7 protein-coding genes and 2 pseudogenes are annotated in these 11,157 nt (G+C 75.1%); 2 read left to right on the top strand and 7 right to left on the bottom strand.

What is annotated here, in order from left to right; translation table 11 throughout:
* Positions 1 to 422: 422 nt before the first annotated feature.
* The 3 genes and pseudogenes from OIM89_RS29205 to OIM89_RS29195 form a co-directional block, all read right to left on the bottom strand.
* Positions 423 to 1,457, bottom strand: coding sequence for a GDP-mannose 4,6-dehydratase (locus tag OIM89_RS29205; protein ID WP_030699017.1), 1,035 nt, complete (start codon positions 1,455 to 1,457; stop codon positions 423 to 425).
* 273 nt (positions 1,458 to 1,730) lie between these two features.
* Positions 1,731 to 2,582 (bottom strand): peptidoglycan recognition protein, encoded by an 852-nt coding sequence (locus OIM89_RS29200; protein WP_030699016.1) that lies wholly within the window; start codon positions 2,580 to 2,582, stop codon positions 1,731 to 1,733.
* Between the two features lie 74 nt (positions 2,583 to 2,656).
* A pseudogene (locus OIM89_RS29195) lies at positions 2,657 to 4,125 on the bottom strand (alpha/beta hydrolase family protein).
* A 304-nt stretch (positions 4,126 to 4,429) separates the two neighbouring features.
* On the opposite strand from OIM89_RS29195, the gene OIM89_RS29190 reads away from it, so the two are divergent.
* A complete protein-coding gene (locus OIM89_RS29190) occupies positions 4,430 to 5,749 on the top strand; it encodes a globin domain-containing protein (protein WP_047467482.1) in 1,320 nt (439 codons plus the stop codon).
* Between the two features lie 35 nt (positions 5,750 to 5,784).
* Here OIM89_RS29190 and OIM89_RS29185 read toward each other — a convergent pair.
* The 4 genes and pseudogenes from OIM89_RS29185 to OIM89_RS29170 all read right to left on the bottom strand — a co-directional run bounded on the left by OIM89_RS29185 (position 5,785) and on the right by OIM89_RS29170 (position 9,890).
* A pseudogene (locus OIM89_RS29185) lies at positions 5,785 to 7,221 on the bottom strand (carotenoid oxygenase family protein).
* 100 nt (positions 7,222 to 7,321) lie between these two features.
* Entirely contained in the window at positions 7,322 to 7,501 is a 180-nt protein-coding gene (locus OIM89_RS29180) for a hypothetical protein (RefSeq protein ID WP_030699013.1), read from the bottom strand.
* A 113-nt stretch (positions 7,502 to 7,614) separates the two neighbouring features.
* The gene (locus tag OIM89_RS29175) at positions 7,615 to 8,733 is read right to left on the bottom strand and encodes a polyprenyl synthetase family protein (protein ID WP_264491740.1); all 1,119 of its coding nucleotides are present in this window, start codon (positions 8,731 to 8,733) and stop codon (positions 7,615 to 7,617) included.
* Positions 8,730 to 9,890: a tetratricopeptide repeat protein gene (locus OIM89_RS29170; protein ID WP_047467485.1), complete on the bottom strand. Its 1,161-nt coding sequence runs from the start codon at positions 9,888 to 9,890 to the stop codon at positions 8,730 to 8,732. The genes OIM89_RS29175 and OIM89_RS29170 overlap by 4 nt, the downstream gene beginning before the upstream one ends.
* A gap of 293 nt (positions 9,891 to 10,183) precedes the next feature.
* On the opposite strand from OIM89_RS29170, the gene OIM89_RS29165 reads away from it, so the two are divergent.
* Positions 10,184 to 11,086, top strand: a complete 903-nt coding sequence (locus OIM89_RS29165; protein ID WP_264491739.1) for an SDR family oxidoreductase — start codon at positions 10,184 to 10,186, stop codon at positions 11,084 to 11,086.
* Positions 11,087 to 11,157 lie beyond the last annotated feature (71 nt).

Genomic DNA, 11,157 nt, shown 5'->3' with positions numbered 1-11,157 from the left:
ATCAACGCAACCCATCTGGATGAAGACCGGCGGACGGCTGGCGGTCCGGCGTGGGCACCGGGCGCCCGGGACGGCCGGAGGGGACCGGGCCGGGCGCGGTGTCCCGAGGAGGAGGAAGGGCAGGGGGCGGGGCCTGGGCGGCCTGCCGGGCGCGGTGTCTCACGTGCCCCCGGGGGCGGCCCGGGCGCCGCGCCGCGTGCCGGAGGGCCGGGGCGGCTCTCCGGTACGCGGGCGGGCGGGCAGCGCCCCCGCCGCTCCCTCGGAGCACACGCCAAGCACGTGTGCCGTGCCCACAGTTCCGCTGACCATGGGGCCCAGTCTGCGGCGGGTGGGGCTTTGGAAATCCCTAGTGTGTGCGGGTGCCGGGGCCGCAGGTTCGCAGGTCACGAGCGGCCCCGCCCCGGTCCCCGGACGGAGCCGGCCTACCAGCTGCCGGTGGCCAGGAGCTGGCTGTAGTCCCGCTCCCGGGAGGCCTGGCGCAGGTCGGACTCGACCATCATGCGCATCAGCTGCTCGAAGTCGACCTCGGGCTCCCAGCCCAGTTCACGCCGGGCGTTGCCCCAGTCGGCGCAGAGGGTCTCGACCTCGGCGGGGCGCACCAGGCCCGGGTCGACGACGACGTGCTCCTGCCAGTCGAGGCCGACGTGCTCGAAGGCGATCCGGGCGGCGTCGCGAACCTGGTGCATCGCCCCGGTCCCCACCACGTAGTCGCCGGCCTGTTCCTGCTGGAGCATCAGGTGCATGGCGCGGACGTAGTCACCCGCGAAGCCCCAGTCGCGCTCGGCGTCGAGGTTGCCGAGGTGCAGCTTGTCCATCAGGCCCAGTTTGATCTGGGAGACGGCCAGCGAGATCTTGCGGGTCACGAACTCGGCGCCACGACGCGGCGACTCGTGGTTGAACAGGATGCCGGAGACCCCGTACATCCCGTACGACTCGCGGTAGTTCTGGGTGATGTAGTGGCCGAAGGCCTTGGCCACGCCGTACGGGCTACGGGGGTGGAAGGAGGTGGTCTCCCGCTGCGGGCTCTCCGCCACCTCGCCGTACATCTCCGAGGAGGACGCCTGGTAGAAGCGGATCTGGCCGCGGGGCGAACTGCCGGAGGACTTGGTGAGGCCGGAGACGATGCGGACGGCCTCCAGCATGCGCAGCACGCCGGTGCCGTTGACCTCGGTGACCAGTTCGGGCTGTTGCCAGGACATGGGGACGAAGGAGATGGCGCCCAGGTTGTAGACCTCGTCGGGCTGGACCAGGTCGACCGCCGAGACCAGGCTGCCCTGGTCCATGAGGTCGCCGTCCACGAAGGACAGCTCCGGGATCAGCTTGGCGATCCGGTCCTTGCGGGGGTTGGCCTGACCCCGGCAGAGCCCCCAGACCTGGTACCCCTGGTCGAGGAGGTGTTCGGCCAGGTACGAACCGTCCTGTCCGGTGATTCCGGTGATGAGTGCACGCTTGGACATCTTTCCTCTTTCCACCGCCACGGTGAGGACCGGTCGGGCGGGTGTCCGCGCCGGCGGGGGCGGACTGATGGACCCCCATGCGTACTGACACGCTCCGGCGGCGGGCAGAGCCTTGCCCCCCGCCGGAGCACGAGACGCACGGCTGCGCTCACGAGCCGTCCTCGTCGCGGCCATGCAAGCACGGGCAGAGCTAAGGGATTTGCGAGTCTTCCGGGCCGCGTCCTGCCTACCGGTCGGCGAAAATCACCGCATAACGCGGCACACGCGCCGGGCTCAGCCCGCGCCGTCGGCCTGGCGGCGGGAGCGCCGGTCCTTCTCGTGGGCGAGGAGTTTCGCGTCGCCCTGGAGGCGGGCGGCGCCCTTGCGGAGGGCGGGGAGGAGCTGCATGAGGGCGTCGCCGGGGCAGTTGGTCTCGTAGGCGTCGATGTGGCCGAAGACGGCCGGCATGGTGACGGTGGTGTTCTTGGTGAAGCGGCTGTCGCTGTTCCTGGAGAGCAGGTGGGTGGTGGCGACCGGGTCGGCCTGGGCGAGGGCCAGCTTCCAGGCGATGAGTTTCTCGATGGAGCGGCGCATCGGCTCGGGCACCGGGGTGCCGGCCGTGAAGGTGCCGATCGCGGCGATGCCGGTCGTGCCGGTGTTCAGCCCGACGGTGTGGGCGCCGATCACGGCGCGGTCCGCGCCGCCGAGGCGGCCCTCGTAGATGGTGCCGCAGGTGTCGACCAGGAAGTTGTAGCCGATGTCTCCCCACTCCTTGTTCACGGCGTGCGCCTGGTAGACCTCGCGGACGAGGGCGGGGCTGTCCGCGCAGTCGTAGCCGTTGGGGTGGCCGGTGTGGTGGATGACGACAGCACGGACGCTGTCGGCGTAGTGGGGTTTCTGGTCCAGCAGCTTGGGGTCGGCGCCCCACTGGGCGCGCGTGACGATGGGCGGCTTCAGCGTGCCGGCCCAGACGAGGGGGCTGGTCGGGGCCGCGGGGGTCCGGGTGCCCTGGGCCGGGCCGATACCGAACGGGGGGACGCCGGCGAGGGGCAGCGCGAGAAGGACGGCAGCGGCCACCGCTCCGGAGCCCGCTGCCACCCGACGAACGCGATACCCACGCCGGCCAGCACCTCGCACATCGCTCATGTCTTCCTCAGCCTGCGCCCCCGGGCCCCCGGCCGCCTCTCCGGCTACTCCGGATGAACCGGGGACCGTGCAGGTCAGGGGGCGATGCCGACACCGTCGACGCGGCTCCACGCCCGTTCCTCAGCGGCGGTCATGGCGGGCCGGCCCAGACCGCCGGGCCGGAGGCGGACCCGGGAGGCGTACGGCGCGGGGTGGTGGCCGGGGTCGTAGAAGCACCCGGTGCCGTAGGTGGCGTCGAAGGCCGGGCAGGAGGCGGCGACCGTGTGTGGCGTGGGGGTGCGGCCGGTGCGTGCCCAGGTGCCGAGTGCGGCGAGGGAGGCGGCGTACTCGGCGTCGCTCAGGCCGCTGTGCTCGCGCTCCTTCGTGAACGTCTGGACCAGGTCCCCGGCGCGGCCGGCGCCGTGGAGGGTGGCGCGGTAGGCGGCCCCGTGTTCCACGAAGGCCGTCGGGTCGTCGATGGCGTGGAGGGCGAGGACGGGGAGGGAGACCTTGCCGGTGAGGTCGCTGTCCCAGGAGAGGTCGCGGCGGGCGGTGGGGTCGGGGGCGAACCCTTCGACGCCCGCGTTGAGGGCCTTGTCGTCGTGGGAGCCGGTGTAGCGGACGCCCTGGTTGCCGAAGGGGTTGCGGCCGTCGAGCCGGCTGGTGACGAGGTCGCGGAAGGTGAAGGTGGCGAACCGGAGGTGTGCTTCGAGGCTCCGTTCGGGGATGCGGGTGACGGCCAGGATGTCGTCGAGGTTGCGCTGTTGCGGGGCGGTGCGGTCGGCGGGGTCGGAGGTGAGGCCGGTGCACTCGTCGAGGCGGGCGCGGAGTCCGGCCGGGGTCAGGGGGAGCCGGCGCGCAGGCCCTTCCACAGAGGGTACTGGTGTTCGGTGGGGCGGGGGTGGTTGCGGCAGTAGCACTGGTAGACGACGCGCAGGTCGACGCGGTGGTCGTAGCCGCGTGAGCCGCTGCCGAGGACGCCGTTGGCCAGGAGGACGCCGTCGTAGGCGCCGGGCCTGGTGCCGTAGGTCTCGGCGGTCTTCGCGGCGGCGTTGCCGCCCCAGGACTGGCCGTGGAGGTAGGTGCGCCCGGGCCGGCCGAAGTGCTCGGTGAAGAGGCGGCGGACGTTCTCCGTGTCGGCGGCGGCCATGCGGGTGCCGTAGCCGCCCCGGCGGTAGGCGGAGCCGGCCCAGGCGTACCCCTCCTCGACCATCACGGCGAAGCGTTCCAGGTCGCCGGTGCTGCGCTCGGGGTCGGAGGTGTCGCCGAGGCCGGGGCCGCCGTGGGCGTGGACGACGAGTGCGCCGTTCCGGTCGGCCGGTACGGCCATGGTCCAGTGGGCGCCGTTGTCGTCCTGGCCGGTCCAGCAGCGTGCGGTGGAGGCGAGCCGGGGCGGGCACTCGGCGGCCGCGGGCGGCGACGGGGTGCCGCTGGCGTGGCTCACGGGGGCGTTGCCGAGGCTGCCGAGGAAGAGGGCGGCGAGGACGGCGGTCAGCACGGCGTGCCCGTGCCGGCGGTGGACGGGCCGGACGGGGGTGCGGGTGCGGTGGTCGGGGGTGGTCAAGGAGCGGCTCCTGTACGTGCTCTGCCACCGCGCGATGTCGCGCTGTGAGCCGGGATGTCAGGAAGCCGCCGGGACCGGGGACACCCCGCCGGTCATTGCGTTCATGGTGTTTGGCCGCTTCGCCGGGGCACAGCCTCGGGAAGGTCTGTCCAGGGACCAACGGCCCCCTCCGGCAGGGCCCTTGGGGCATATCACCGCAATGCCATACTGACCTGCGGTTTCACCCGGCGGGGACCGGCGGACGGGTGTGTGTCCGCCGGCGGCCCTGTCCCTTCCGCCCCCACATCCGCCAAGGAGCCCAGCCATGCCCCGGTCCACCCAGCTCGCGGGGAGCACCAGCACGGAGAACGGCGCGTACCACGCGCTCCTCGCCCGGCACGACGCGATGCGGCTGCGCCGCCGGATGCTGTCGCCGGGAGACGGGGCGGGGGCGGGGCGGGCGGCCGGGGAGGCGTACGACGGGGCGGCCGACCAGCGGGTCGTCAGGGCCCACCTGGAGCTGGTGGGCCCCTTCGAGGAGCTGATCACCCAGCTGTACGAGGTGCTGTTCACGCGGCATCCGGCGCTGCGTGGTCTCTTCCCCGGCGAGATGGCCTTTCAGGAGGCCCATCTGGCCCGCGCGTTCTGGTATCTGCTGGACCATCTGGACCGGCCGGAGGAGATCACGGAGACGTTCACCCGGCTGGGCCGCGATCACCGGAAGCTGGGCGTGCGTCCGGCGCAGTACGCGGCGTTCGAGGAGGCACTGCGTGCGGCCTTGCGTATGCGGGCCGGTGGGCGCGGGGACGCGGGGCTGGAGGAGGCGTGGGTGCGGATGGTGCGGTTCGGCGTGACGGCCATGGTGCGGGGCGCGGAGGCCGCGCTGCACGAACCACCCTTCTGGACAGCAGCGGTGACGGCACATCAGGTCATCGGTGGCGATCTCGCGGTGCTCCGGGTGGTGCCGCACGAGACCTTCCGGTACGAGGCCGGGCAGTACACCGATCTGGAGTCGCCGTTGCTGCCGCACACCTGGCGTCCGTACTACCTGGCGGGTGAGCCGGGCGCCGGTGGTGAGCTGGAGCTGCACGTCCGGTGCACCGGCCCGGGCGGGGTGAGTGAGGCGCTGGTGCACCGCACGGCCGTCGGCGACGAGGTGCGGCTCGGGCCGCCGAAGGGGAACCTGACACTCGGCGAGGAGCCCGTCGGGGATCTGCGGCTGGTCGCCTGGGACACCGGGTGGGCCGCCATGAAGGCGCTGCTCCAGGAGGTGGACCGGCGGGTGCGGATGTCGCCCGGGCACGGGGTGCGGCGGGTGCGGCTGTTCCTGGGCGCCACGGACGTGGCCGGTCTGTACGACACGGAGTACCTGGCCGGGCTGGAGCGCCGCCGCCCGTGGCTGTCGGTGGTGCCGGTGACGGGCGGGGCTCCGGGTGGGGAGGGGTACGGTCGGCTGGCCGCCGCGGTGACCCGCGCCGCCGCTCCCTCGGGGGGCCGGGTGCTGGTTTCGGGGCCGCCCGCGATGGTCCGGGCCGTGGGCGCCTCGCTCGCGCGGGCCGGGGTGGCGGGCGAGGACGTCCGGCACGATCTGCTGCCGACCGGGGCGGAGTTCGGGCACACCGCGCCGGGAGCGGTGCCTGCCTGACGGGGCGGTGCCCCTCCCCCCGGTCCTGTGCTCCCTCACTCCTCGGTGGGCAGCCAGGTGCCGTGCAGGCCCAGGGGGACGCGGACGGGGATGCGGACGCGGGCGACGGGTCCTCGCGCGGGGTCGTCGCCCGGCAGGACGAGGAGCCAGCTGGTGTCGTCGGTGCGGTCGGTGGCGAAGGTGAGCCAGTGGCCGTCGGTGGCGTCGCGGGTGCCGGGGGTGGGGGCGAAGACGGGCTCGCCGACGGAGAGGTCACCGGCCGGCCAGAGGCGGGTGGTGGCGTGGCCGTCCTCGATGTCGTACCAGCACAGGGCGTCGTACTCGCCGGTGAGCAGGCCCGGGGTCCGGCCGCTGCCGGCGGCGGTGGCGAGGCGGTGGTGGGGTCGGCCGGTGCCCCGGTCGTCGATGCGGGGGAGTTCCACGCGGGTGTCGTCGAGCTGGGTGCGGCGGACCGTGCCGGTGGCCGGGTCGACGAGGGCGCGGGTCAGGCCGCTGTGCGCGCCGTGCCCGGCCGGGGCGGGTTCGGGGCTGCGGCCCAGCGAGAGGGCGGGCCACTGGACGTAGTCGAGGACGACGCGGCCGTCCGGGGTGTCGTAGGCGTTGACGGTGTGCCACAGCCAGAACGCCTCGTCGTCGGCCCAGCGGACGGGGCCGCCGTCGCGCGGGACCAGGGCGATCCGGGTGCCCCGGTCGGGGCGCCAGGCGAGGAAGGAGCCGCCTTTCATGGCGGCGTCGAGGTCGAAGAGGGCGGGGGCGCAGACGAGGACGAGGTAGCGGTCGGTGAGCGCCATGTCGTGGATCATCCGGGGTTCCACGGCGCCGTCGACGGGCGTGGGGCCGCGGCGGACCGCGCCGTCGGGACCGATGACCGACCAGGTCAGGTAGGGGGGTTCCAGGGCGTAGCAGAAGACCGCCAGCTCGCCGGTGGCCGGGTCGGTCTTGGGATGGGCGGTGATCCCGGCGGGGAGGTGGCCGTCGAAGGTCTCCTTGCCGAGGGTGTCCAGTTCCGGGCTCATGCGGTACGGGCAGCCGGACTCGGCGAGGGCGAGGAGGCGGCCGGCGTGCTGGACGACGTTGATGTCGGGGAGGGGTTTGAAGCTGCCCGCCAGGGCCTCGCCGACCTGGTCGGCGCCGGGGGTGATCAGGGACTGGAGGCCGCCCTAGAGGGCGTGCCCGGCCCTCTCCTCGGCGCGCATGGCGGGGGTGCGGACGAAGCGGTTGCGGTAGCGGGCTCTGCCCTGGGAGAGCCACACCCCGTGGATCATGCCGTCGCCGTCGATCGGGTAGAGGTAGCTGCCGACCGGGGTGAAGCGGGGATTGGGGCCGTTGCGCAGGTAGACGCCGTCGAGGCTGTCGGGGAGGGTGCCGGTGACCCGCAGCTCCGTCTCGTCGACCTCCTCGGTGACGGGCGCGAACCGGCCGCCCAGGTGCGGGACGCGGGCGGGGTCGAAGGGGGTTCCTCGCGGAGTCATACGGGCCTCCCGGGCGGGAGAGGGCCCGGCGCCGTGGGCCCGCCCGTTCCGCCACGCGCCGGGGTGGTGCGCGCGGCGGGCGGACCTTCGCCGGGCGGGCCTACTTCTCGTCGTAGTCCTCGGGTTTCACGTCGGCGTCCTGGAGCGCTTCGCCCATGGTGCGGCCCTCGCTGCGTTCCTCGTCGCGGCGGCCGCGCCGGGGCTGCTTCTGCTCGATGTTCCCTCCGGTGGCCGGGGCGGTCTTGCCGGTCTTGCGGCGGTTCTCCTCTGGCACGCTCATCAGGCGCTCTCCTCGCGTCAGGGTCTGGTGTGCCGGCCACCGCCGTCCTGCGGCCGCCGGATACGTCCATCGTGCGGGAGGCGGGCCGACTGCGCACGGGCTGGCGGGAGCCCTCACCAGGCGCGGTCGAGGAGGGAGCCGACGAGGGCGTCCAGGTCGCGGGCGGCCGCCGGGGCGGGCCGGGTGGCCGCGAGACAGGTACGGGCCGCCTCCAGGTGCGTGCTCGCCTCGGCGCGGGTGGCGGCGCGGCCCCCGGCCTCGTCCACGAGGGAGGCGGCGTAAGCGGCCCGCGGGCCCTCCAGGGGCTCGGCGGAGTCCAGGAGGGCGGCCAGTTCACGGCGGGCGGGGCCGGCTCCGGCCAGCGCGGCGAGGACGGGGTGGGTCTTCTTGCGCTGCCGCAGGTCGCTGTGGACGGGTTTGCCGGTCAGCGCGGGGTCGCCCCAGATGCCGAGCAGGTCGTCCACGGCCTGGAAGGCGACGCCGAGGTGGCGGCCGGCCCGGTCCAGAGCGGTGACGGTCGCGCCGGGCGCGCCGCCCAGTTCGGCGCCGAGGGCGGCGGCGCAGCCCAGCAGGGCGCCGGTCTTCTGCTCGGCCATGGCGCGGTACGCCGCGAGGCCGGGGGCGTCGGGTCCCGTCCAGGGGAGTTCCTCGAACCGCAGGTCGTCGGCCTGGCCCCGGACGAGGGCGGTCAGGCTGCGGCTGAGGTGGCGGACGGCTGCCGGGGCCCGCTCCCCCGGGGCCTCGGCGAGGGTCTGTACGGCGAGGGCGTGCAGGGCGTCGCCGGCCAGGACGGCGGGGCCGACGCCGTAGGCGCGCCAGACGGCCGGCCGGCGGCGGCGCAGCGGGTCGCCGTCCATGATGTCGTCGTGCAGCAGGGAGAAGGTGTGCACCAGTTCGACGGCGACCGCCGCGGGCAGGGCCGTGGCGCCGTCGGCGCCGGCGGCTTCGGCGGAGAGCACGGCGAGGGCCTGCCGCAGGCCCTTGCCGCCTGAACCGGTGGGGTCGGGGGCGCCGCCGGCGTCGCGCCAGCCGAGGGCGTAGGCGGCCATCCGCCCGGTCCACGGGTCGAGCTGTCCGACGGCGTCGACGAGGGCCGGGTGGGTCAGTTCCCGGCAGCGTGCGAGGACGGCGTCGGCCCGGGCGGTGTCGGCCGGAGGCCGGGCGAAGGGCCGGCCGGGGGCGGCGAGGGGGGCTTCGGGGGCGCGGGGCGCGGTCCGGGCGGCGCGGCTCATCGCAGGCCCGCCACGTCGGTGGCGCGCAGCGCCTCGGTGCGGTAGGCGTCGGGCGGCGTCGCGGTCGCCGCCGTCCCGGGGCCGGGCAGGGGCCCCACGCCCAGTTCGGCCGCCGCCTTGTCCACCATCTCGCGGGCGTGGTGGAGGCCGATGCGGTTGAACTGGTCGCGCAGGATGGCGAGTTCGGCGGCGGTCTCGGCGCTGTCGCGACCCAGCCGGGCGCGTGCCTTGGCCAGTCCGAGGCGGGAGAGGGCGGTCCCCCGGGGTTCGGTCATGTCGCGGAACTCGGCGAGCGCCTGGGTGTACAGGTCGCGGGCCTCCTCGTAGCGGCCGGCGCGGTAGAGGACGTTGCCGCGCATCTTGTGGTTGAAGGCGAGCGCGCCGCGCAGGTCCATCGCCCGGCAGGCGGCCTCGGCGCGGGTGAGGAGCGAGAGGGCCTGTGCCACGTCGCCGTCGCGTACGGAGACCACGTCGGCCATGCCGCGCAGGGCCCAGGCCCAGCCCCGGTGGTCCTCGGCGCGCTCGGCGATCTCGGCGGCCTCCGCGAAGAGGGCGTGGGCGCGGTCGTAGGCGCCGGTGTTGCGGTGCATCTGGGCGATGCCTTCCAGGGCCCAGACGGTGTGGCGGGCCTCGCCGCGCCGGCGGGCCTCGGCCAGCAGTTGTTCGTGGAGTTCCTCGACGGCCGCGTAGTCGCCCTGGATGCGGCCGGTCTCGGCGAGTCCGGCGAGGGAGTAGCCGCGGACGACGACGTCGCCGCCGCGCTCGCCCCACTCGGCGGCGAGGGCCAGCAGCCGGTAGGCGAGGCGGAAGGCGCCGCGCTGGCGGGCCAGGGTGCCGCCGCTCCACAGGGCCCAGGCCATGGCTCCGGCGTGGCCTGCCGCGCGGGCCGTGCGGTAGCTGGCCTTCCACGCCCGGTCGGCCTCGGCGGTCCTGCCGAGCCGCCGGCTGGCCTCCGCGACGGCCAGGTGGCAGCGGGCCGTCTCCTTCAGGTCCCCGGCCGCCTCGGCGGCGCGCAACTCCTCGACGCCACGGGCGAGCACGTCGGTCAGGGACGCGTTCACCGACAGGGCGCCGAGCGCCCCCTGGTACTCGGGCGCCGACGCCTTGCCCGCCCCGCCCGCCTCCGGGGTCGCCACCTGCTCCGCCAGACCTGCCATCAGGTCCACCTCCGGTCCACTCGCTGCCGATCTTGACACTGGCCAAGACGCCTGCGGGCGTGGGCGGTTCCGGCAACGGAGCGATCTCCTCCGCCATGGGGGCGGGGGCGTCCTCCTCAAGTGCTACGCGGGTGGTCCGGGTGGCACCGGAGGTGTACGGGCCGGGGGCGGAGGTACCTCGGCCCCGCTCACCCGGTGGCACCATCCGGCCGTGCCGCCGTGGGGCCCGCGTGGTCGACTGACCGGAATACGGTGGCGTGGCGCGCGCCCCGGTGCGGCTGAGGAGGGCGGGCATGGACGGGGCCGGGCGGGTCGCGGTGGTGACGGGGGCCGCGCGCGGTGTGGGGGCGGCGACGGCGCGGCGGCTGGCGGAGCGAGGGCTCCGGGTCGCGTTGCTCGGGCGGGAGCTGGCGACGCTGGAGGCGGTGGCGCGGTCGCTGCCCACCGAGTCCTGCTCGCTGGAGGTCGACGTGACCGACGAGGCGGCTCTGCGGGGCGCCGCCCGCAGCGTGGCCGAGCGGATGGGGCCGGCCTCGGTGGTGGTGGCCAATGCGGGCATCGCGGCGGCGGGGCCCTTCGCCACCACGGAGGCCGCGCTGTGGGACCGGGTGATCGCCGTCAACCTCCTGGGCAGCGCGGCCACCGCCCGCGCCTTCCTGCCGCAGCTCGTACGGACCCGGGGGTACCTGCTCCAGGTGGCGTCGACAGCGGCGTTCGGGTCGGCGCCGCTGATGAGCGCGTACTGCGCGTCGAAGGCGGGCGTCGAGTCGTACGCGCAGGCGCTGCGGACGGAGATGGAGCCCGAGGGGGTCGGGGTGGGGATCGCCTATCTGCACTGGACGGGCACCGGGATGATCGAGGGGCTGGAGGCCCATCCCGTGCTGCGGGAGCTGCGCGCGCACCAGCCGGGTCCGGGGAGCAGGGTGCACTCGCCCGAGCAGGTCGCCGGGTGGCTGGTGCGGGGGATCGAGCGGCGGGCGGCGAGCGTGTACGCGCCGTGGTGGCTGCGGCTGATCCAGCCTGTGCGGCCGGTGCTGCCGATGGTCGTCTCGCGCGTCTCCCGGCGGAGTCTGCGGGGGCTGTCGGCGGAGGAGCTGCGGGAGATGACCGGGGTGCTCGGGCCGGGCGGCCGGGCCGACTGGGAGGCGCGGGGGCCGGCGGGGCCGGTGGTCCCGGTCCGGCCGCCGCAGAGTTGAGCGGGCACGCGGGGGCCCGGTCCATACTCCTGGGTGAGATGGCGGCCCCGGGACGTGCCCGGAGGGCCGGC

Source organism: Streptomyces sp. BI87 (assembly GCF_025957665.1).
In the GTDB taxonomy this organism is placed as follows: Bacteria; Actinomycetota; Actinomycetes; order Streptomycetales; family Streptomycetaceae; genus Streptomyces; species Streptomyces albidoflavus.
The sequence above is the reverse complement of the archived record's forward strand: the minus strand, read 5'-3'. Positions and strand labels throughout refer to the sequence as shown.

Excerpts from the sequence above, each read along its gene's own strand:
- OIM89_RS29205 (WP_030699017.1), bottom strand. The coding sequence starts at position 1,457 with ATGTCCAAGCGTGCACTCATCACCGGAATCACCGGACAGGACGGTTCG.
- OIM89_RS29200 (WP_030699016.1), bottom strand. The coding sequence starts at position 2,582 with ATGAGCGATGTGCGAGGTGCTGGCCGGCGTGGGTATCGCGTTCGTCGG.
- OIM89_RS29190 (WP_047467482.1), top strand. The coding sequence starts at position 4,430 with ATGCCCCGGTCCACCCAGCTCGCGGGGAGCACCAGCACGGAGAACGGC.
- OIM89_RS29180 (WP_030699013.1), bottom strand. The coding sequence starts at position 7,501 with ATGAGCGTGCCAGAGGAGAACCGCCGCAAGACCGGCAAGACCGCCCCG.
- OIM89_RS29175 (WP_264491740.1), bottom strand. The coding sequence starts at position 8,733 with ATGAGCCGCGCCGCCCGGACCGCGCCCCGCGCCCCCGAAGCCCCCCTC.
- OIM89_RS29170 (WP_047467485.1), bottom strand. The coding sequence starts at position 9,890 with ATGGCAGGTCTGGCGGAGCAGGTGGCGACCCCGGAGGCGGGCGGGGCG.
- OIM89_RS29165 (WP_264491739.1), top strand. The coding sequence starts at position 10,184 with ATGGACGGGGCCGGGCGGGTCGCGGTGGTGACGGGGGCCGCGCGCGGT.